Source organism: Corynebacterium sp. KPL1986, assembly GCF_000477975.1.
GTDB classification, from domain to species: domain Bacteria; phylum Actinomycetota; class Actinomycetes; order Mycobacteriales; family Mycobacteriaceae; genus Corynebacterium; species Corynebacterium accolens.
The window spans coordinates 555887-577767 of the sequence record NZ_KI515719.1 but is presented as its reverse complement, the minus strand read 5'-3'; the positions used below and the strand labels follow the sequence as shown (position 1 = coordinate 577767).

20 protein-coding genes and 1 pseudogene are annotated in these 21881 nt (G+C 59.5%); 18 read left to right on the top strand and 3 right to left on the bottom strand.

All coding sequences use genetic code 11. From position 1 onward, the window contains the following. Window positions 1–45: 45 nt before the first annotated feature. The 11 genes from arc to HMPREF1287_RS02625 all read left to right on the top strand — a co-directional run bounded on the left by arc (window position 46) and on the right by HMPREF1287_RS02625 (window position 13135). Window positions 46–1626 (top strand): proteasome ATPase, encoded by a 1581-nt coding sequence (gene arc, locus HMPREF1287_RS02675; protein WP_023017496.1) that lies wholly within the window; start codon window positions 46–48, stop codon window positions 1624–1626. Next, entirely contained in the window at window positions 1611–3155 is a 1545-nt protein-coding gene (gene dop, locus HMPREF1287_RS02670) for a depupylase/deamidase Dop (RefSeq protein WP_005279199.1), read from the top strand. Before arc ends, dop begins: the two co-directional genes overlap by 16 nt. A gap of 31 nt (window positions 3156–3186) precedes the next feature. Continuing rightward, window positions 3187–3378, top strand: coding sequence for a ubiquitin-like protein Pup (locus HMPREF1287_RS02665; protein WP_005279201.1), 192 nt, complete (start codon window positions 3187–3189; stop codon window positions 3376–3378). Window positions 3379–3416: 38 nt separating this feature from the next. Next, window positions 3417–4796, top strand: coding sequence for a Pup--protein ligase (pafA, locus tag HMPREF1287_RS02660; protein ID WP_042404059.1), 1380 nt, complete (start codon window positions 3417–3419; stop codon window positions 4794–4796). Window positions 4797–4831: 35 nt separating this feature from the next. After that, window positions 4832–5818 carry a YafY family protein gene (locus HMPREF1287_RS02655; RefSeq protein WP_023017498.1) on the top strand — a complete coding sequence of 329 codons (987 nt, stop codon included), beginning with the start codon at window positions 4832–4834 and terminating at the stop codon, window positions 5816–5818. A gap of 4 nt (window positions 5819–5822) precedes the next feature. Beyond that, window positions 5823–6776: a YafY family protein gene (locus HMPREF1287_RS02650; RefSeq protein WP_023017499.1), complete on the top strand. Its 954-nt coding sequence runs from the start codon at window positions 5823–5825 to the stop codon at window positions 6774–6776. A 114-nt stretch (window positions 6777–6890) separates the two neighbouring features. Further along, entirely contained in the window at window positions 6891–7160 is a 270-nt protein-coding gene (gene tatA / locus HMPREF1287_RS02645; RefSeq protein WP_005279210.1) for a Sec-independent protein translocase subunit TatA, read from the top strand. Between the two features lie 124 nt (window positions 7161–7284). After that, window positions 7285–8394: a twin-arginine translocase subunit TatC gene (tatC, locus tag HMPREF1287_RS02640; protein ID WP_369707511.1), complete on the top strand. Its 1110-nt coding sequence runs from the start codon at window positions 7285–7287 to the stop codon at window positions 8392–8394. Window positions 8395–8415: 21 nt separating this feature from the next. Next, window positions 8416–11232, top strand: coding sequence for an RNA helicase (locus HMPREF1287_RS02635; RefSeq protein WP_023017501.1), 2817 nt, complete (start codon window positions 8416–8418; stop codon window positions 11230–11232). Between the two features lie 34 nt (window positions 11233–11266). Next, the gene (locus HMPREF1287_RS02630; RefSeq protein WP_023017502.1) at window positions 11267–12388 is read left to right on the top strand and encodes a Xaa-Pro peptidase family protein; all 1122 of its coding nucleotides are present in this window, start codon (window positions 11267–11269) and stop codon (window positions 12386–12388) included. Next, window positions 12389–13135, top strand: a complete 747-nt coding sequence (locus tag HMPREF1287_RS02625; protein ID WP_023017503.1) for an SDR family oxidoreductase — start codon at window positions 12389–12391, stop codon at window positions 13133–13135. Here HMPREF1287_RS02625 and HMPREF1287_RS02620 read toward each other — a convergent pair. Then, entirely contained in the window at window positions 13132–13944 is an 813-nt protein-coding gene (locus HMPREF1287_RS02620) for a precorrin-3B synthase (RefSeq protein WP_232218807.1), read from the bottom strand. The genes HMPREF1287_RS02625 and HMPREF1287_RS02620 overlap by 4 nt on opposite strands. Before the next feature lie 64 nt (window positions 13945–14008). On the opposite strand from HMPREF1287_RS02620, the gene HMPREF1287_RS02615 reads away from it, so the two are divergent. From HMPREF1287_RS02615 to HMPREF1287_RS02605, 3 genes are read left to right on the top strand one after another with little or no spacing between them, the layout of a single operon-like run. Next, window positions 14009–14611: an FxsA family protein gene (locus HMPREF1287_RS02615; RefSeq protein WP_023017505.1), complete on the top strand. Its 603-nt coding sequence runs from the start codon at window positions 14009–14011 to the stop codon at window positions 14609–14611. Between the two features lie 36 nt (window positions 14612–14647). Then, window positions 14648–16129, top strand: a complete 1482-nt coding sequence (gene lnt / locus HMPREF1287_RS02610) for an apolipoprotein N-acyltransferase (RefSeq protein WP_369707517.1) — start codon at window positions 14648–14650, stop codon at window positions 16127–16129. Between the two features lie 14 nt (window positions 16130–16143). Then, on the top strand, window positions 16144–17043 hold the full coding sequence (locus tag HMPREF1287_RS02605; RefSeq protein ID WP_023017507.1) for a polyprenol monophosphomannose synthase: 900 nt from the start codon (window positions 16144–16146) through the stop codon (window positions 17041–17043). A 77-nt stretch (window positions 17044–17120) separates the two neighbouring features. Here the strand turns inward: HMPREF1287_RS02605 and HMPREF1287_RS02600 are convergent, their stop codons facing one another. After that, complete coding sequence (locus HMPREF1287_RS02600) at window positions 17121–17498, bottom strand: RNA polymerase-binding protein RbpA (RefSeq protein WP_023017508.1); 378 nt, start codon at window positions 17496–17498, stop codon at window positions 17121–17123. A gap of 127 nt (window positions 17499–17625) precedes the next feature. On the opposite strand from HMPREF1287_RS02600, the gene HMPREF1287_RS12035 reads away from it, so the two are divergent. From HMPREF1287_RS12035 to HMPREF1287_RS02580, 4 genes and pseudogenes are all read left to right on the top strand, one after another. Beyond that, a complete protein-coding gene (locus tag HMPREF1287_RS12035; RefSeq protein ID WP_042403724.1) occupies window positions 17626–17967 on the top strand; it encodes a hypothetical protein in 342 nt (113 codons plus the stop codon). 3 nt (window positions 17968–17970) lie between these two features. After that, complete coding sequence (locus HMPREF1287_RS02590; protein WP_023017509.1) at window positions 17971–18672, top strand: YceI family protein; 702 nt, start codon at window positions 17971–17973, stop codon at window positions 18670–18672. Window positions 18673–18688: 16 nt separating this feature from the next. Continuing rightward, the gene (locus tag HMPREF1287_RS12570; protein ID WP_023017510.1) at window positions 18689–18853 is read left to right on the top strand and encodes a hypothetical protein; all 165 of its coding nucleotides are present in this window, start codon (window positions 18689–18691) and stop codon (window positions 18851–18853) included. Between the two features lie 660 nt (window positions 18854–19513). Then, window positions 19514–20418 (top strand): annotated as a pseudogene (locus HMPREF1287_RS02580) (Dyp-type peroxidase). A 15-nt stretch (window positions 20419–20433) separates the two neighbouring features. Here HMPREF1287_RS02580 and HMPREF1287_RS02575 read toward each other — a convergent pair. Beyond that, window positions 20434–21747 (bottom strand): class I SAM-dependent methyltransferase, encoded by a 1314-nt coding sequence (locus HMPREF1287_RS02575; protein WP_005279232.1) that lies wholly within the window; start codon window positions 21745–21747, stop codon window positions 20434–20436. Window positions 21748–21881: the final 134 nt, after the last annotated feature.

The window sequence follows — 21881 nt, the reverse complement described above, 5'->3', positions numbered from 1 at the left end:
TAAAGTGGCCTCGCTCATAGCTGCTCGCACGTTAAAGTGGTGTGCATGGATGAAGCCACGGATAATAAGCGGCAACTCAGCCAGCTTGCTGCGCGCAACCAAAAGCTGGTGGAGCTATTACAGAAATCGCGCGCCGAGCTCGAGCAGTTATTTGCTGAGGTCAATGCGCTTGCAGAGCCCGCCTCTACATATGGGGTCTTTTTGGCCTACTCGCCGCACCAAAGCGAGGTAGGCACCACCGCGGAGGTCTATACCAACGGCCGCGTCATGCAGCTCAAGGTCTCTCCCAACGTGGAGCCGGGCAGCCTGCAGGTGGGCCAACAGGTCCGGCTGGGCGATGGCTTCGTGGTCGTCGAAGGCTGCGCTCCTACGAGGACTGGCGAGCTTGCCACCGTGGTCGAGCGCTTGGACCAGCGCCGCGCCGTCGTGGCTAATTCTGCGGGGGATAACCGCGTTGTTCTGCTCGCACAGGCGCTGCAAGAAAGCGTGCGCGCGGGCGAGGTAGTACTGCTGGATACAAAGGCTTCCGTGGCCGTGGAAAAGGTCGATCAAGCAGAGGTTTCCCAGCTTTCGCTGGAAGAGGTACCCGATGTGCGCTACGAGGACATCGGCGGTCTGGATGAGCAAATTTCGCAGATCCGCGATTCCGTCGAGCTACCCTTTGTCCACCCCGAGCTCTACCGCCAATATGGCCTGCAACCGCCCAAGGGCGTGTTGCTTTATGGCCCGCCCGGCTGCGGAAAGACGCTCATTGCCAAGGCGGTGGCAAACTCCTTGTCTACCCAGATGGGCGGAGACGGCTCCAGCTACTTCCTTAACGTCAAGGGCCCAGAGCTGCTGAATAAGTACGTCGGTGAGACCGAACGCCGCATTCGGTTGATTTTTGAGCGCGCACGCGAGCTCGCACAAGCCAGCGCGGATCGCCCCGTGGTCATCTTCTTTGATGAGATGGAATCTATCTTCCGCACCCGCGGATCAGGGGTCTCATCCGATATGGAAACCACCGTCGTGCCGCAGTTGCTCACGGAACTCGATGGAGTGGAGGGCCTGAGCAATGTGGTCATCATCGGCGCCACCAACCGGGAAGAGCTCATTGACCCCGCGATCATGCGCCCGGGCCGGCTGGATATGAAGGTGCGCATCAATCGCCCCACCAAGCGCGGCGCGCGCGAGATCTTCGCCCGCCACTTCGATCCGTCCATTCCGCATGTGGGTGATATTGACGAGCTCATTGGCGATGCCGTGGATGAGCTGTATAGCGATAGGCCGTTTGCACAGCTGCACTTTAGCAATGGGCAGCGCCAGGTCCTGCACTACCGGGATTTCGTCTCTGGCGCGATGATCGCCAATATCCTGGCCCGGGCAAAGAAGCTGGCCATCAAGGAGGCGTTATCGCACCACGGTGCGCAGCGCGCCGCGGAGGAAGGCGATGGGGGCGTTAAAGGGGGCATCGGCAAGCAGCATCTGCGCACCGCCATCGCCGCCGAGCAGGAAGAATCGGAATACATGCCAACCTCGACCAACCCCGAGGAATGGAGCAAGATCGTTTCCGCGGATCACGGCGGATCGCGTGTGACCAGTGTGGAACTTTTGAGTGGAAGGAGCTGTACGTGGCCCGTGTGCTAGGAACGGAAACGGAATACGGTATTTCTACTCCGGATTCGCCGGAGCATTCCCCAATCATTACCTCGACCCATGCGGTGGTGGCCTATGCTGCGCTGTATACGGGCGCGCGTTCGCGCTGGGATTTTGCGGAAGAGCACCCCTTGCGGGACTCGCGCGGTTTTGATCTCAAGCGCTACGATACGGTGCCCGTGGTAGACCCCAATGCGGTTGGTGTGGCCAATGTTGTCACCCCGAGCGGGGCGCGGTTCTATGTGGACCATGCCCACCCCGAATATTCCGCTCCGGAGTGCACGAATGCTTGGGACGCGACGCTCTATGACGCCGCCGGCGATCACACGTTGCTGCAGGCCCGGGATGCTGTGGCGGAGCTGACGGCACAGGGAAACTCCGTCTTGGCGGACCGGCAGCCGTGCCCGCCGCTGCGGTTGTACAAGAATAACGTCGATGGCAAGGGCGCCAGCTACGGTTCGCATGAGAACTATCAGTATGCTCGCAGCACCGATTTTTCGGTCATGGCCCAGGCGCTGATTCCCTTCTTCGTGGCCCGGCAGGTCGTCATTGGTGCTGGGCGCATGGGGCGCGGGGAGTTTGGAGAGGAACCGGGGTTCCAGATTTCCCAGCGCGCGGATTATATTGAGCAGGAAATCTCCCTGGAAACCACCCTCAACCGCGGCATTATCAATACCCGCGACGAGCCCCATGCCATCCACGATGACTTCGGCCGCCTGCACGTCATCATCGGCGATGCGAATATGTCGCAGACCTCGACGCTGCTGAAATTGGGCATGACCTCGCTGGTGCTCGATGCCATTGAGGCGGGCACGGACTTTAGCGACCTGCGCTTGGCCGATGCCGTCGCGGAGGTCCCCCTGGTAAGCCGCGACCTTGAATTGCGCCACCGGCTCACGCTTGCCGATGGCCGCACGCTCACCGCCCTCGAGCTGCTCGCCGAATACCGTCGCCGCCTGCAGCCGGAGACTTCCGCCGACCACAAGGTGCTGGCGGCCTGGGACGAGGCAGTAGAGCTGCTTGCCGATGACCCCCTCAAGGCCGCCCACCTCCTAGATTGGGTGGCCAAGTACCGGTTGATCAAGAGCTACCTCGACCGCGGCATCGCCCCAGATGATCCCAAGCTGCGCCTGATCGACCTGCAATACGCGGAAATCGATCCCGAGAAGTCGCTGCACCATGCGCTGGTGCGCAAGGGGCAGATGCGCCAGCTCTTTACCGCTGAAGACCTACACCACGCTGCGGCCGAGCCGCCCGCCGACACCCGAGCATATTTCCGCGGGCGCATAACGCAGAAATTCGGCGAAGACATCATCGCCGCCAGTTGGCAAAGCCTCACCCTGCGCCGTGGTGCTACGGACGGGCGCTCCCGCAATGGCGTCTGGGCCACCGTGGCCATGGATGATACCCGCGGCCTTACCCGCGCGGACTGCGAAGGCATTATCGAGGGCGCCAGCAGCGTAGAGGAGTTACTTGAAGGGCTTGCTGCCATCGGCATCCAGCCCGAGTATCGTAAGTAATGATCACCTAATATGACGAAAGGATGACACCGTGTCCACTTCGAATCGCCAGGTTTCTAGCAATAATGGGGGAAATGGCCCCGAGTCAGAGGAAGAATTTACCGCTACCCAGCTCAATATCAACACCTCTGGCACCGATGATCTCTTGGATGAGATCGATGGCCTGCTAGAAAATAACGCGGAAGAATTCGTCCGCTCGTACGTCCAAAAGGGCGGACAGTAGGCGTGGAATCCACCCGTCCCGTTTTTGCCCGGCGGATCATGGGCATCGAAACCGAGTACGGCCTGTCCACCGCGACGCCGAAGAGCCAGCGGGCATTAAGTCCGGATGAGGTTGCGCGCGTGCTCTTTCGGCCGATCGTGGAAAAGTACGCCTCGTCCAATATCTTTGCCATCAATGCCAGCCGCCTGTACCTCGACGTCGGCTCGCACCCTGAGGTAGCCACCGCCGAATGCGATAGCCTCAGCCAGCTCATCGCCCATGAATGCGCCGGTGACCGCGTGATGAACCGCCTAGCCCTGCAGGCAGAAGACGCTTTGGCCGAAGAAGGAAACGAGCGCGCGGTCTACCTTTTTAAGAACAACGTCGATTCCGCCGGGCACTCCTTTGGCTGCCACGAGAATTACCTCATTAGCCGGCACATGGTGCTCAAAGACCTGGGCGTGGCGCTCTTGCCGTTCTTGATTACCCGCCAACTTATCTGCGGGGCGGGAATGGTACAGCCTGCCAAGGGCGATCACCCCGCGCAATTCCTCTTATCCCAGCGCGCCGATCAGGTATGGGAGGGCGTATCGTCCGCGACCACCCGTTCCCGGCCCATCATCAATACCCGCGATGAGCCGCATGGGGATTCCAAGCGCTTCCGCCGCATGCACATCATCGTCGGCGATTCCAATATGGCAGAGCCCACCATCGCACTAAAGGTCGGCTCCACCCTGCTCATGTTAGAGATGCTGGAGGCAGGCTTCGAGCTACCCGAGCTCGAGATCGCAGATCCAATCCACCACATTCGCTCCATTGCGCGCGATGTGACCGGCTCAACACCGTTGCCGCTTGTTAGCGGGGGAACCATTACAGCCTTGGAGGTCCAGCAGCAGCTTTGCGCGCGGGCCCGCGATTGGCTTGCTCACCGCGAAGACGCCGGGACGCCCACGGCGGAATTGGAGCGCGTCGTTGACCTGTGGGAGCGCATCCTGCGCGCCATCGAGACCGGAGATTTCTCCGGCGTGAACCGCGAGATTGATTGGGTGATCAAGCTCGAGCTGCTCGAGCGCTACCGCTCCCGTTTGGGCGGTGACTGGGCGCATCCGAAGCTGACGCAGGTTGATATGACCTATCACGATATCCGGCCAAGGCGAGGACTGTACGACGTGCTGCTTCGCCGCGGAATGATTGAGCGTTGGATTGAAGATGAAGACATCGAGCGTGCGGTAACCAGCGCACCGCCGACTACGCGCGCGGCGCTGCGCGGAAAGTTCCTTGCTGCGGCCGAAGAATGCGGCGCGCACGTGACCGTGGATTGGACGCGGCTGAAGGTCAACCGCCCAGAACCGCGCACCGAGGAACTGCTCGATCCCTTCGCGTCCACAGATCCGCGCGTTGAGGCATTGCTAGACTATATGCACGATAATCACGCCTAGGGCGTGCACATTGAGCACTGGGGAGAGTAGACAACGTGGTGGCATCACGATCCACGCCGAGCCGGCAGGATGCGGCGGTAGAAAGGCTCACCAACCTATCCTTTGCGCTGCAAGGAGTGGCGAATTCGGGTGGTTCACCGGACCGCTCTGCAGCCTGGATCCGCAGCCACGTCGCAGGCTATAGCGATAAATCCGACGAGGCTTTTACCAAGGCGCTGGCACGCGATATCGCCACCTTGCAACGCGCCGGAGTCCCCATCGTGCACACCGGTGGGGAAGACGGGGCCTCATACCGCCTCGACCAAAGCAATTATCAGCTCCCGCCGGTGGAATTTTCACCGGAAGAAGCGATGGTGCTTGGCATCGCAGGGGGAGTGGGAACCCCTGGTGGATTGAGCGATTTCTCCCTGTCCGGGTGGACCAAGATCGCCGCCTCGGGCGCTTCTCGCAACCTGGAGGGCGCGCCCGTCTATACCGCGGTCAATGACATCACCCGCCTTGCCCCCGAGGTCATCACCTTCGTCCTCGCCGCCGTGCGAAATAAAGTCCGCATTACCTTTGCCTACCGCCCCCACCCGGCAGCAGAGACCGTGCGCCGGACCATGGATCCCTGGGGAGTGGTCAACCACCAGAGCCGCATTTATATCGTTGGCTTTGATGTGGACCGCGCCGCCCCGCGCGTCTTCCGGGCCTTAAGGCTTTCCGATATCAAAAGGTCCCACCAGCCGGCTGAGTATATCGAGCCGACGGTGGACATCGACAAGCTCGTCAAAGAAGCACTACAACGCGGCGAAAAGGTGGACGCGACCCTGCATATCCCTGAAGGTCAAGCCCAAGAGCTAGAAAGCGCGGGGGAGCGCACCGCCGAAGGCACCGTAGTGCTGACCGGGGTCCAAAAAGATTGGTTGGTGCGCACCGCAGCGGGCTATGCCCCAGAAGTAAAAGTGCTCGATCCCCCTGAGGTGAGCACTGACATCATTAACCTATTGCGCACAGCCGCCAACCACAACGGAGCTGAGTAAACCAATGGCCGATGGATCTCATAAACTGCAGGCGCTCGTCCGGTCGCTCAACCTCATCCCATATTTTCAAAACCATCCGGATAAAACCCCGATGGAGGCAGCCGCGGATTTGGGGATGGACCCAGGAGAGCTCAAAGATGCCGTGGACCGGCTATTTTGCTCTGGGACCGGCCGCAATACCGAGGAGCTCATCGATCTCTCTTTCAGTTACCGCGATGGGGTCACCATCTACAACGACCAAGGTCTCGGACAAGCATTGCGGCTTACCCCAACCGAGGCCGGCGCACTCCTGCTTACCCTAGAATCCCTCGAGGCTATGCCCGGGCTGCTGGATGCCAGAGCGATTAAGTCGGCCGCGGAAAAATTGCGCTCCATTATGGATGAGCGCACGCTGAGCATTTATGACACATTATCGACGGTGGACCCGCAAGAATTCGATATCCAGGCAACCTTAAACCGCGGGCTCAATGAAAAACGGCGCATCCGGATGCGCTATTGGAGTGCTTCATCTAATAAGGAAACCGAGCGCCTAGTTGATCCGGCCCGGATCTTCATCGTGGATGCGGAGCCTTATCTCGCGGCGTGGGAGGAAGAAAAGCAGGGGCACAGGACCTTCCGCATCGACCGCATCAAGCATGCCGAATTGACCGAGGAAACCGCTCATCCGCGTCTCAAGGAGTTGGATTTCGACGCTGCGGCACCCTTTAATTTAGGTACGGCGGATTCCGTGGAATTAGCCATCCGCGAAGAATTCACCTGGTTGGCAGAATACTACGACATGCAACTAGGAAAACGCCTAGAAAACGGCACCATAGCTGCGACAATGCAGGTGGGTTCGGTAGATTGGGTGGTTCGTTTCGCCCTCGGTCAGGCAGATAGGTTACGCGTTATAGCCCCGCAATCTATCGTGAATCTCATTGCGGAACGCGGGAATGCCGCGTTGAAGGGCTATACTTAATTTTCAGTTACTGCACGCACATGCGTCTTACACGTGCCCCGCGACTATTCCCCGCGAAGGGAGCGCCCGCGGCGGCTACCCGGCGCAGGCAAAGAAGAACCGAAAGAGGATCTTATGACCTTAGGACCATTGGAAATCGGCCTGATTGTTCTTGTCATCATCTTGCTATTTGGCGCGAAGAAATTGCCCGATCTTGCTCGTTCCATGGGCCGTTCGATGCGCATTTTCAAATCCGAGGTCAATGAAATGCAATCGGAGGACTCCAAGCGCTCTGAGGCGCAAGCTCAATTGAGCCAGAAGCGCCAGCAGTCCGATGAGGAGTTCTGGAACCGCCCGGATATGCAACCTGGCCACCAGCAGGGAAACTCTTCCTCTCAGAATTAACGCCTGCCAGCTAAAAAGGCGAACACGCTCTGCCTATGCACTCGTCGGCCGTGTCGGAGACCGGCCCTCAGAAATCGAGTGGGCAGGGTAGTGTTCGCTCTTGTGCGTTGAAAGAGCCAAATTGATGTCCTCACAGTCCCACCCTGCCGGCGAACCAGGAACCCGCGTGCGCCGCAAGCGGCGAGGTTTTTCACGCAAGCCCAAGAACCCTACGGGCGAGATGACCTTGGTGCAGCACCTGCAAGAGCTGCGGCGAAGGATCATCATCTCCTTGCTGGCCTTGGTCATCGGCGCGATCATCGGTTTCATTTGGTACCAGCAGGCGCCCTTCCGGATTCCGCCGCTGGGAGAAATCCTGCGCGAACCGTATTGCTCTTTGCCGGAAGATAAGCGGGCCAATTTCAATAACGACGGCGAGTGTCGGTTGCTTGCCACCAGCCCCTTCGAGATGCTGATTTTGCGCCTGAAGGTCGGCACCTTGGCAGGCACGGTGCTTTCATCCCCGGTCTGGCTCTACCAGGTGTGGGCATTCATCGTCCCTGGGCTGCATAAGAATGAGCGCCGCTATACCTTAAGCTTCGTCGCTGTGGCCGTCTTCCTGTTCTTGGTGGGCGCCATCTTGGCCTACTTCATCTTGTCCGTGGGCCTAGAATTCCTCATCGGCATCGGCGCCGAGTATCAAACAGCAGCATTAACCGGTGAGCGATACTTCTACTTCCTCTTGGCGCTCTTGCTCATCTTCGGCATCAGCTTCGAGATTCCGCTGTTGATCGTCTCGCTCAACCTTATTGGCGTCTTGGAATATAACCACGTCAAGGACAAGCGCCGCATTATCATCGTCGCCGTGATGATCTTCGCCGCCTTCGTGACTCCGGGCCAAGATCCCTTCACGATGGTGGTCTTGTCCGCCTGCCTCTTATTGCTTATTGAGATTGCATTCCAGTTCTGCCGCGTTCACGATAAACGTCAGAACCGTGAGCGCCCTGCATGGATGGATCTCGATGATGAATCCGCGTCCGCGCTTGATGAGGGCCCCACGGGCGTAGGCGGGCCCGCGCCTGTCGATGCCCCCTCGGGAGTGTATGCCTCGCCAAAGCCCGCGGCACCTAGTGCGTCATCGCAGATGGTCCGCGGGGAAAAGGGGGCATCGGATAGCGCTTCGCAACAGGCTGAGTATCGCAAGGGGCCGCACCGGCCTACCGATGCAGGCGGCTTTTTCGACGATGTGCTTTAAGCACGGGTAGCCTTGTGAGATATGACTGAAACTCACCTGGATACCTTCGCCGCCGGCCTCCCATACCCCTTGGATGAGTTCCAGGTGCAGGGGTGTGAGGCGGTAGAAAATGGCCAAGGGGTGCTCGTTTGCGCCCCTACCGGCGCAGGTAAAACCGTCGTTGGCGAGTTCGCCGTGTCTTTGGCACTAAGCCGCGGCACGAAGTGCTTTTATACCACCCCGATTAAGGCGCTGAGCAACCAGAAATACCACGACCTCGTTGCTGAGCACGGCGATGATGCCGTTGGTCTGCTCACTGGCGATGTCTCTATCAACGCCGATGCCGAAATCGTCGTCATGACCACCGAGGTGCTGCGGAATATGATCTACGCGGATTCTCCCGCGCTGGATAGGCTTACCCACGTGGTCATGGATGAAATCCACTTCCTTGCAGATGCCTCCCGCGGTGCGGTCTGGGAGGAAGTCATCTTGAACTTGGCGGACCACGTATCCATCATTGGACTATCTGCCACCGTGTCCAATTCCGAGGAATTCGGTGAATGGCTCGCTACGGTCCGGGGTGATACCTCGGTCATTGTGACCGAACACCGTCCCGTTCCGCTCGATCAATGGATGATGTTGGGCCGCAAGATTTATCCGCTCTTTGAGCCGGAATCCGGCGGCCAGGTCAATTCTGAGTTAGAGCGCCGCATTCAGCGCTTGGAGGCAGGCGATAGCGATGATGGACGCGCGGACTATAAATCCGGCAAGGGTTTTCGCGCGAGGGCGCGCCACAAGGGCGGAGGGCGCAGCGAATTTCATGGTAAAGCGGGCGGGCGTTCTGGTTCCTCCCGGCCGCAAGATCGCTACCGCCCCTTAGGGCGCCCTGAGGTGCTCAAGGTGCTGCAATCGCAAGATATGCTGCCCGCGATTACCTTCATCTTTTCCCGCGCCGGTTGCGATGGCGCCCTCTATCAGTGCCTGCGCAGCAGGATGGTGCTGACGACGCAAGAGGAAGCAGAAGAGATCAAGGCCATCGTCGATGCCGGCGTCGAAGGCATCCCAGAGGAGGACTTGCAGGTCTTGGATTTCCGTCGGTGGCGCGAGGCGCTTTCGCGCGGTTTTGCCGCCCACCACGCAGGGATGCTCCCGGCGTTTCGCCACATCGTAGAAGATCTCTTCGTCCGCGGTTTGGTGCGCGCCGTATTCGCTACCGAAACCCTTGCCCTGGGCATTAATATGCCCGCTCGCACGGTGGTGCTTGAGAAGTTGATTAAGTTCAATGGCGAAGCGCACGTGGATCTCACGCCGGGCCAATACACGCAGCTAACCGGGCGTGCCGGCCGGCGCGGAATCGATACCCTGGGCAACGCGGTCGTGCAGTGGGCTCCTGCTATGGATCCGCGTTTTGTCGCCGGTTTGGCATCGACGCGCACGTATCCGCTCATTTCCACGTTTGCGCCGGGCTATAACATGGCCATTAACCTGCTGGGCATGCTCGGTTTTGAAGACTCGCTGCGGCTGCTAGAAAAGTCTTTTGCACAGTTCCAAGCCGATGGCTCCGTGGTGGAAGAAACTCGTGAACTTGAACGGGCGGAGCATCGCGTGCGCGAGTTGCGGGAGCAGCTTGACGATGCCGTCGCTGCCCTCGCACCACCAGCCAAGGACGGCGAGGATCCCGCCGAGGTGCTCATGGATTATATCCGGCTGCGCCGCGAGCTGACGGCAGAAGAAAAGCAATCCAAGGTTGATAAGGAACACCAACGCACCCAGGAAGTGGTCGCAGTGCTAGCCCGCCTGCAATTAGGTGACGTCATCGCGCTTGCCGGGAAGAAACGGCCCACCCTTGCCGCAGTGGTCACCCCGGCCAACCAGACTGAAGATCCACGCCCGTGGGTCACCACGGAATCCGGCTGGTCAGGGCGCATCGATGCCACCGGGATTAGCAATCCACCGATTCAGCTGGGCCGCATTAAGATCCCGAAGCCGGTACGGAAGAATCCGCGGCGCAATACCAAGTACATCCAGGATCTCTTCCGCCGCGAAAAGTTTGACCGCCCGAAGCGGATGAAGTCGAAGCCGCGCCTGCGGCCAAATAAGCGGGTAGGCGAGTTGCGCGATGCCATTCGCGAGCACCCTGCACACGAGTGGCCCGCCACCGATAGGGAGCAACTGGCTGGCGTGGCGCAGAAGTTGGCACGGCGCGAGCGCGACCTCGAAAAGCTGCAGGCCAAGGTGAATAAGGCGACCGATACGCTGGGCCGCACCTTTGAACGCATCGTGGATCTGCTCGCGGAGATGGACTATGTCGAGTCCTCTGGCGCGGGCAGCGATCGCACGCCGGTCATCACTGAGGAAGGCGAGCGCCTGGCCAAGATTCATAGCGAATCCGATCTGCTCGTTGCCCAGTGCTTGAAGCGCGGCATTTGGGATGAGCTGGATCCGGCGGAATTGGCCGGCGTTGCTTCCCTGTGCTGCTTTGAAAATAGGAAGGCCACTGGTGGCCAGCCGGAGGCAGCTACGGACCGCATGGCCGATGCCATGAATGCGACCTGGCGCATCTATACCGAGCTCAGCGCGGATGAACGGCGCCACCGCCTGCCCCCAACGCGCGAGCCGGAAGCCGGATTTGCGCTGGCGATTCACCAGTGGTCAGCGGGTGCGCCCTTGGGCTATTGCATGGCGGCGGCCAATGAAGCGGGCGCGGAGCTTACCCCCGGTGATTTCGTGCGGTGGTGCCGCCAAGTTGTGGACCTCCTGCAGCAAATCGCCAAAACTGGCTACGATGGCCAGATCCAGCGCAACGCGCGCCGCGCAATCGATGCCATCCAACGCGGGGTCGTCGCGATCGGGGCTTAAGCTAGCTCGTCCTACTGACTAGTAGACTGAGGGCATGACTACTCAGGCTTTTTCTCCCGAAGTATATTCCCGCCGGCTCGCGGCCGCACAAGAAGCGGCCGCCCAGCAGGGCATTGACCTTTTGCTGATTGGCACCGGCCCCGATTTCGCCTACTTGACCGGTTCGTGGGTATCGTCCCACGAGCGCCTGACGGTGCTGGCCGTTCCCCAAAGCGGCACGCCGTGGATCGTCTCGCCGAATACGGATATTACGGATATTAAATCGGCGCCCGTCGGCAAGCTCGATGTGGAGCTGCGCGGGTGGAATGACGGCGATAATCCCTACGAACTCGCCCTCCAGGGTGCTGCGTCGATCAAGAAGGTCGCGCTGGGCCAATCCCTGACGGCGGATCATATTTTGCAGTTCCAGGGGCTCGTATCTGATGCAGACTACGTTCTTGCCACCTACGCGCTCGCGGAGCTGTTTACCCGCAAGGACGAGGCGGAAATCGCGGAGCTGCGCAAGGCCGGCCAGGCCATCGACGCCGTGCATGCGCAGGTTCCCGAGCTCCTGCAGCCCGGCCGCACCGAGGCCGAGGTGGCCCATGAACTGGAAAAGCTCATCCTCAAAGAGCATTCCATCATTGACTTCGTCATCGTGGGTTCCGGCCCGAATGGCGCCAATCCGCACCACAGTTTCTCCGACCGGAAGCTGGCTGCGGGCGAGCCCGTCGTCGTGGATCTCGGAGGCACCTTGCCCTCCGGCTACCACTCCGATTGCACCCGCACCTACGTCGTAGGCAGCGATCTCAGCCAGGCGCCGCAGGACTTCCAGGATGCCTATGCGGTGCTTTACGATGCCCAAGCGGCCGCCCGTGCCGCCGCCAAGCCCGGCAGCACGGCCGAAGAAATCGACGGTGTTGCGAGGAAGGCTATTGCCGATGCCGGCTGGGGCGATAAATTCGTTCACCGCACCGGCCACGGAATTGGCCTTTCGACCCACGAGGAGCCCTTCATCATGGAGGGCAATGACCTGACGCTGGAAGAGGGCATGGCCTTTTCCATCGAGCCGGGCATTTACCTGGAGGGCCAGTGGGGCATGCGCCTCGAGGACATCGTGGTACTTACCAAGGATGGCTACGAGTCCCTCAACGTCGTTGAACGCGAAGTGCGCTAAGTGGCTGGCGTACTGATCTTGGGCGGGCGCAGCGATATCGGCGGCGAAATCGCCCAGCGCGTGGCCCGTGGCAACGACATCGTCCTCGCCGCGCGCGGGACGCATGGGCTTGAGGAGATTACCTCCCAGCTAAAGGCCGCTGGTGCGCGCAGCGTCCACCAGCTGTCCTTTGACGCGGAGGACTTTTCCCAGCACCGCCAAATCTTTGCCGAGGCCAAGGAACGCGTCGGCGCCATTGAACTTACCGTGGTCGCCTTTGGCATCCTGGGGGATCAAGATAGGGCGGACACCGATCCTGCCCACGCGGCACAGATCGCCACCATTGACTACACCGCCCAGGTCTCCGTGCTCACGGTGGCGGCGCAATCGATGCCGCGCGGCCATATCGTGGCCTTTTCCTCCATCGCTGGGTGGCGGGCCCGCCGCGCCAATTATGTCTACGGTTCCACCAAGGCTGGCCTGGATGCTTTTTGCCAGGGCCTCGCGGACAGGTTGCACGGCAGCGGGCTCGGGCTGATTACCGCGCGGCCCGGGTTCGTCATTGGATCCATGACCCAAGGAATGAAACCGGCCCCACTATCGGTCTGGCCAGGCGATGTCGCCGATGCCGTCGTCGCCTGCATAGATACCGATGACCGCCGCGGTCAGGCGCGCAGCCACACCCTGTGGATCCCAAAGGCGCTGCAAGCATTGGCATGGGTTATGCGGTTGGTGCCCCGACCCGTGTGGCGGCACATGCCGCGTTAGTCGGCCTCGCCGTCCCGCAACAGGGGCGAGTTGATGTCGAAGATGAAACCGCGCGGGGCGAGCACGCGGAGGACGACCTCGGCATCGCCCTCCGCGATGTCGTGAAAGACTAAGCCACCCCACGGGGTGACGGTGATGGCCACCTCGAGCTGGCCGATAAGCTGCGCGAACTGCGCCGGGATGGCGCCTTGGTGGACGCCCGCGCCAAGGTCGACCACGCCATCTGCCTGGTGCTCGTCCAGCCAGCCAATCGGCCCTGGTTCCGCGTTAAGCTCCGCGCCACTTGCCCCAGTGCCCTTCGTCTCGGTGCTTTGCGCACCGAGGCGTTGGAGGTGGGCTGCGGCATCGGCAAGCGAGAGGCCTGCGGAAGGGCTGTTGGTGGCGGGGGACTGGATGATATCCAAGGTGGCATCGTCAAGCAGCCGCATGCTGACCTGCGTGGCAGAAGCCGGGAGATCGTCGTCGGTAGTGGTAATCGCGAGCGACTCCAAGCCGGGCTGTTCGGTATACAGGTGCGTGGCCAGCTCGCGCGCGGCCTGCTTCGCCGCGGCAGAAAGGGGAGAGGCCAGCATAGGAATGTGGAAGCTCTGCAGCTCTAATTTATCCAGCTCCGCCGCAAGCTGGGCCTTGTCTGTAACTCCCCGCAACTCGATGGCGGAATTGGGGCGGATATAGACGCTGCCATCGGCCCAGTGCGCCGCGCAATAACCCAAATGGATCCAATCATTGGGGCTGGTAAAACCGCCCACAACGTGCAGGCGCAGGCAAGTGCCGGACTCGGGGTGCTGGAAAAATTCGGGGTAATGCATAGCTTGCCAGTCTAGCCTGAGTGTTGCCAGCATATCGTCAGCATTGCTCGTTAAACTGGAAGCTATGCCGATTTTATATCTCGTCCTCTATATGCTGGCGGAAACCTTAGCGTTCTGGGCCGTCGCCGAGTGGATTGGCGTCTTTTGGGCGCTCATTGCCCTGTTCATCACGATGTTCTTTGGCATGTCCATCGCTGGCATTGAGGTGCGCCGGTTGATGGGTAAACAAGTAGAGCAGGCCGGTGACGGGACCTACTACGTGCGCGATGACAACGTAGGAAAAACCGCCGGCAACGTGGGCTTGACCTTGGCCGGTGGCATGTTGCTGTCCCTGCCTGGGTTCTTGACCAGTTTTCTGGGGATTCTGCTCATCTTCGCCCCAACGCGGTCGCTGTTTCGAAAGTTTATGGCCGTATCCATCTACCGCAAGGTGGAGAGGATGGGTGTGCGCATTTACGAGGCATCGCCCATGGCGCAACAGCACGATAGCTATGGCAACTTTGGTTCCTTTGGGCAAGCAGTGGGGCAATCCTTTGGTCAGTCCTCTGGTCAGAGCGACTCCCACGAGGTAATCGATGAGGAAGAGCTGCGCAACTGGTCCGAGAACCTGGATCCTGATGACTTCGGTCCCCGCGGAGGCGACGATAACTCACAGGGTGGAAAATAAGTGGCGGTATTTTTCGCCCGCCTCGTCATAGCGGGCATGTCTGGTGCGCTGACCTTTACCGCCGTTGAGCCGCGCGGCTGGTGGTGGGGCGCGATTATTGGCATCGCCCTGTTATATGTGAGCCTGATGCCGTGGCGTGGGCGACAGGTGCGCGGATCCGTAGGCGCGCTTTTGGCGGTGACGCACGGGTTGGTCTTGTACCTGCTGAGCCTGCCCTGGATTGGCGAGTTGGTAGGGACCGTGCCCTATGCAGCACTTTCTATCTGGCTTTCGGTCTATGCCATCTTTTTAGGCATCTTCGGGGCCGCTGTGGCTCGGTGGCGATACGGATTTTTGGTCTTTCCCTTCGTATACCTCGCCGTTGAGGTCCTGCGTTCCTCGGTTCCCTTTGGCGGTTTTCCTTGGGTCAAGCTGGCGTGGGGGCAAATTGAAGGCCCCCTAGCCAACCTCGCCCCGTGGGGTGGGACCTCGCTGATTACGGCGGCAACGGTATTGTGCGCCTGCGGCCTGGCCGGCTTGTTGCTGCGCGGCGGGCGGGTAAAGGTGGCCGCTGCCGCCGCCCTAATTCTCCCGCTCATCGTTGGACTAATGGCCGGGCGAGGCATCGATTCTGCCGAGACCAAGGTTGGCGAGACCAAGGTGGCTGCCATTCAAGGCAACGTGCCACGCAGCGGTTTAGATTTCGCCGGGCAACGGCGGGCGGTGCTGAATAACCACGTCCAGGAAACGGAGAAGCTAGCCCGCCGTGAAGACGATATAGATCTGGTGATCTGGCCGGAAAACTCTTCCGATATCGACCCTTTCCGCGACGGCGAGGCGGCCCAAGCCATTAGCGGGGCCGTCGATGCCATTGACGCGCCAGTGCTGGTTGGCACCGCCACCCGCGATGAGGTGGGCGCGCGCAATACCATGCAAGTCTTTACTCCCGGCCACGGCGTGGGCGACCATCACTATAAGAAGTACCTGCAGCCGTTCGGTGAGACCATGCCCATGCGGGACTTCTTCGCGCATTTTTCGGACTACGTCGACCTCGCCGGGGATTTCAAGGCAGGGGATGGACCCGGTGTGGTCTCCATGAATTCCGTCGCGGTAGGTGTGGCGACCTGTTACGAGGTCTCCTTCGATAACGCCTTCCACGAATCCGTCAAAAACGGCGCACAGATTCTTACGACGCCTACCAATAACGCCACGTTCGGCTTTTCCGATATGACGTACCAACAGCTGGCCATGAGCAGGCTGCGCGCGCTCGAAACCGACCGCGCCGTCGTGGTCGCAGCCACCTCTGGGGTCTCCGCACTCGTGCACCCAGACGGCAGCGTAAGCCAATCCACGGAGCTCTTTGAGCCCGCGGCACTGGTAGAAAGCCTGCCGCTGAAAACCGGCGAAACATTTTCGGTGCGCTACGGTTCGCTCATGCAGTGGCTGATGGTTATTATTGGTACCGTCTGCGCACTCATTGCCGTGCGTACCAACCGATTGGGTCGTACACCTCGCGGTGTCGGCGCTAAAGAAAAGTAGGAGCATTAATTACTGTGAGCACTCTTGATTCTGCGACGCTGGTTATCATCCCAACGTATAACGAGATTGAAAACCTTCCCCTGATTACCGGCCGCGTCCGCGAGGCGCTGCCAGAGGTTCACATCCTCGTTGTGGATGATAATTCCCCCGACGGCACCGGCGAGAAGGCCGACGCTTTCGCAGCAGAAGATGACCACATTCACGTGCTGCACCGCGAGGGCAAGGGCGGCCTCTTGGGCGCTTATATCGCCGGCTTCGAATGGGGCCTGGAGCGCGACTACCAGGTCCTTTGTGAAATGGATGCTGACGGCTCCCACGCCCCAGAGCAGCTGCACTTGCTGCTGGAGGAGATTGACAAGGGCGCGGACCTCGTCATCGGTTCCCGCTACGTGCCGGGCGGCGAGACCGTTAACTGGCCGGCATCCCGCGAGTACCTGTCCCGCTTGGGCAACCTGTACATTTCCTTCGCGCTTGGAACCGACCTGTCCGATATGACCGCAGGCTACCGCGCCTTCCGCCGCGAGCTGTTGGAAGACATCGACTTTGATGAGCTGTCCAAGGCCGGCTACATCTTCCAGGTGGACTTGGCCTTCCGCGCGGTCAAGGCTGGATACGATATCCGCGAGGTGCCCATCACCTTCACCGAGCGCGAGTACGGCGAATCCAAGCTGGATGGCTCCTTTGTCAAGGACTCCCTCTTCGAGGTAACCAAGTGGGGAGTGGCCCACCGCGCGGAACAGGTGAAGGACTTCGCCGGCGAGGTGTCCAAGCTGGCGGACCACGAGGTGAAATACGGCTCCGTTCACAATGCCGGCCAGAAGGCCCGCAACGGTGTAGGTTGGGCCACCAATTTTGCCAATGAGCTGGGCTACTTGGTCAAGCACCAGGTGGGCCAGCTGACCAAGAAGAAATAATCTAAGCAGCATAAAGCCCGTACCCCGTGCCAAAATGGCAGTCAGGGTACGGGCTTAAATTAATTCCGCTTGAGCCTTTAAGACTTCTTCTGCTGTTCCTGTTCCTTGAGGAGGCGAGCAGCGGTCCGACGGCGGGAGCGCAGGTGGTTAATGCGCTCTTCCAAAAGCTCATCGAGCTCCTCGATGGAGCGACGCTCCCGCAGCATATCCCAGTGGGTGCGCGGTGGCTTGATGGGCTTAGCTTCCACGCCTTCGCCCTCTACGAGGTGGCCCAGTTTGCCATTCTTGCACATCCATTCTTCAGGGATTTCTGCCTCATGTGCAAAGGGCACCTCATAAGTCTCACCATCATCCGTGCGGTATTTCACCATCTGGCGCGGTGCGAGGTCGTGGTCGCGGTCAGTTTCGTAGCTGACTGCACCCATACGGCTGCCACGGAGTACGCGATCTGCCATGCAACATCATCCTTTTCAAAGAGATCCCTGATTGACGGCGATAGTTTCGCCTAAGAGCTATTTATTATAACGAACACCCACGCAGTATTGTTCCCAGCCCGCCGTTTAATGGACTAAAGTGTATCGAGTGATCCGTACAGCTAGTCGTGAAAGCAATGTCGGTTCCTGCCAATGGTGTGGAAAGGATATTGACCAAGGCGGTAGGGGACGACCACGTAAGTTTTGCAGCGCCTCGTGCAAACAGCGTGCTTATGAACAAAGAAACAATGTTAGTGGCACGGATATTCCTGCCGATGCAGTAATCTTAAGCCCAGATAAAGTGCAAGGTTTGCGCGACGGCCTTTTTGAATTGCGGTGCTCCGCAGAAGACATTCAAACCGCCGCAGAAGAAGGCGCGAGCGCGGAAGAGCTTTCCAGTCTGTGTGAGGAGCTTATTTCGCTGGCTCGGCGTTTAGAAGGACTTCGATAGTAGATGAAAAATCTTTTTTATAACCGGAAACTCGTCGTTTCCATCTTCGTGGTTTTAATCCTCGTGCTTACCGCCGTAGCGATCGGCCCGATTGTGTACTCGCTTTTCAAAAGCGGCGGCGTCAAGACGGAGCCCGTGACTGCCGATGGCGCCAAGGCAGCCTCGACTCCGCTCGACGGCTCCTGGTCAGTGGCCAAGGGCCGCGCCGATAACCATACCTCGGTAGGCTTTACCTTTGACGAGGTGCTGCCGGCGGAAAGAACGTCCACCTCCGGATCGACGACGGAGGTTACCGGCCAGGCAGAGATTTCTGATTCCACGCTGGAGTCCGCCACCGTTACAGTGAATATGGATGCCCTCACCACGGACAAGAAGGTCCGCGATCAAAACATGAAATCCAAACTCTTTAAGACTTCAGACTTCCCAGAGTCTTCCTTCACGCTTACTAAGCCCGCCTCGCTTGCCGATGTCCCCGAAGACGGCACCATCGGCTCCGTTAAGCTCACCGGCGACCTCACGATCAAGGATAAGACCCAGGAAATCACCCAGGAGTTCGATGTTCTGCGGGACGGTGACGATATCGTCATTGGCGGAGACATTCCGATCAACCGCCTGGACTACAACGTGGAGACGCCTGACATGCTGGCGGCCAAGGTCGCTGAAGATGGCGAGATCAACCTGCGCATCTCCTTAAACAAGGACTAAGAATTAGGACTAAACCGTGAATTCTCGACGCTTAATTTCCGCCCTGTGGTTCCGCCTCGTAGTCGTCATAGCTTTCTCGATTTTCGTCGCGGTCCAGCAGATGTGGATTGTCACTGCGGTTGCAGTATTGCTGGCGGTATTAACCATCTGGCAGCTGTGGAGCGCCTATAAAAACCAATAAACCCACAGTGCTACGTACCCTTCATTACCCGAATTTTACGTCACTGTGACTAAAGTGTGCGGTATAAGTGGGCTAGCCACAGGGGCGGGAAAGTCCCGTTTGAGGTGTCCCTGCGCGCAATTGTTGTTGGGTCTCAAAGCTGCAGAGTCGTTTGTCGGACGCGCCAAACAGGCCAGGGCGCGACGAATTCACAAGCCCGGCTGGTTTCAGTCATTCAAAGGCAATTCAACTGAGTCCGCAACGAAGACAATAGTTAGGCAATTTAGTCCAGGGCCGCCGAAGCATTCGAAGCCTCAGCGCGCAGCATCCGAAACAAGCGGGCCCGCCAAGGCGCGGGAGTCGAATCTTTGAGACTGCCCAGAGCGTCCCACATCCTCAGCTTGAACCCCCCGAACTCCATTATTGTCCGATAATGTACATTATGTCATTTTAGATCTCTGTCGGTCCCTCCCATCGTGCCGAGGCCCGTCAGTCAAGAATGTTCAAGTCACTCACAGCGCAGTATGTTCCAAATTGACAAATAGTGCCCTCCAAAAGCCCTAAACTGGCCCTCTATTTGTCAAAACGCATCAAAGCATCCACATCCCGCATCAAATCCCACCCACAGCACCACATACGCCAAACGTGCAACGCCCAAGGCCAACACATATGCTGGAGCTCATGACTATTCAACGCGTTGTTAAAAGGCCTTCCCGCGCCGCCCTGTTCCTGGTCTTGGACATTGCGGAAGGCGGCGAGCAAGCTACTCGGGACATGCTCTCCGCATTTGGCGATACCTTCAAGTCCGTCAATTTCCGCCACAATGAGGGCGAGCTTTATACGGTCGTCGGCATCGGCGCGTCTATGTGGCCGCGCCTTACCAGCGCTCCCCGCCCGGACAAGCTCAAGGAGTTCGAGCCGCTGGAGGGTACGTACAAGGCTCCCTCTACGCCCGGCGATATTCTCTGCATTTCCGCGCGAATACCTATGACCTTTGCCACGAGATGGCGCGCCAGGTTCTGCGCCAGCTGGGCGATGCCGCCACCGTGGTCGATGAGACCCAGGGCTTCAAGTACCTGGACCAGCGCGATCTCCTGGGCTTTGTGGATGGCACCGCCAATCCCCTCCCCGAGGAAGCTTTAGAGACGGTACTGCTTTCCGATGACGCCGATTATCCCCGCGGCTCCTACGTCACCGTGCAAAAGTACACCCATGACCTAGATAAGTGGAGCGGCATCAGCACCGAAGAGCAAGAACGCGTTATCGGGCGCACCAAGGCCGATGACGTGGAGCTCGATGAGGATGCGCAGCCCTCCAATTCCCACGTGGCCCTCAATGACCTTGAGGAGGATATCTACCGCGAGAACATGGTCTTCGGTTCCTTTGCCGCAGGTGAGATGGGCACGTACTTCATTGGATATGCCAAAGACCCAGAAGATATCAACGAACGTTTGCGCAATATGTTTATCGGCGATCCTGAGGGAAATTACGACCGGATCCTGGACTTCTCCACGGCCCTGACCGGTACGAACTTTTTCGTCCCGAGCGTTGACCTGCTAGACGAATTCGACGAGCTTCCGCACTAAAAAGCAATAAAAATCCTAACGGCGCCCGCCGCGATTGCGGTGGGTTAGGCCAAATTGGACGGAATCGATCATCCCGAGCGTCATGAGCGCCTCGCGAAGTGCGAATTGGAAGGTCCATAACCTGCGGAAAACCGGATCAAAGCCGGCAGCGGCGGCCTCGCGAAGGTGCCCATCAAAAAAGGATCGCTGCTGGCGCAGGGACTCAATATAGTGGCTGCCCACGTGCGTCTCGGACACGATGCGCAGGTGAGAGTTCTTATCCACGAGCCGGTGCACATCCATAGTCAGCGGGTAGTCGAGGCCTGGCCAAATATAGGCCCGCATGGCCTGCAACGATGCTCGGGCAGCATCCGACATGGATTCGGTGGCCACGATGGATTGAAAAGCCGCCCGCCCGTTTGCGGTAAGGAAGCGATCGAGGACTCGGATATAGGCCTTGCGCTCGCGCGGGCTCAATTGCTCGAATTTTTCCACGCTGATAATCGCGTCGTAGTGCCCGCGCCACTGCTTGGGGCTCGGAACGGAATCCGGAATCCGCTCTACGTGGATAGAGTCTTCCGTTCCGGCAAAGACAAGCGCCTCGCGCATCTGGGTGATTTGTTCGACATCGCTGGTCAGGACGTCGACTGTGGCGCGGCGTTTGGTAGCGCGTATCGCGGCCTGCATCCCGGCAGCGGGATAGACCAGAAGGTGGGTACCGGCGCCGGTGCGGGTGGCATCGAGGAGCCAATCTGCCGCCCTGCGCTGCGCCTCACCCAAGTCATCCCGGTCCACGTTGGTGGGCTCGCTGACCGTGGTGACATCGACAAAGTGGCTCTTCGGCTCCCTGCCGCCGGCCTTTGGGCTAAAGCTTTCGACCGTTTCCCGGATCGTCGTCGGCACGCCGCTGGAGAAAATCCCGCCAACGTGGCTGAGGCCATCGCCGGCATAGAGGCGCACCAAGTCGAGTGGCAGCTCCCCTGGCTCGGAATCGCGGACGCTTACTCCCTGCGGCTTGGGGAGGTATCCCACCTGCAGGAGCTTGCCCAAAACCTTTACCAATTGGGCGGAGGATTCGACGGTCCACTCGCCTGCCATGTAGCTTTCGGCAAAACCTAACCATCCGGTAGCGGCGATTCGCTCGAAGAGCGCATCGTGGCCCACCTTTAAATCGGGACCGCCCGCTGCATCGAGTTCGAGCTCCAAGCCGGCATTATCGCAGGCCTTGGCAAATTCCGCCTCGGCCCGGCGGGATTTTAGCGTCGCCCAGCGCTGCGATGGCACGGTCGCGATATTGGGCCATGCCTCCGCGTCGATGGAGCGTAAATGCTCGGGGGTGGAAAAACTCATGGTTTGAGGAGCGCTCCTGGGTGCAAAGGGTCACGGTGTGGGCTTATTTTAGCCAGTTTCTGAGCGGTTTCGGTCAAGACGCTCCGCAGGAAAGTAAACCCGAAACGCATGTAAATGGGTATCAAGTATGCACG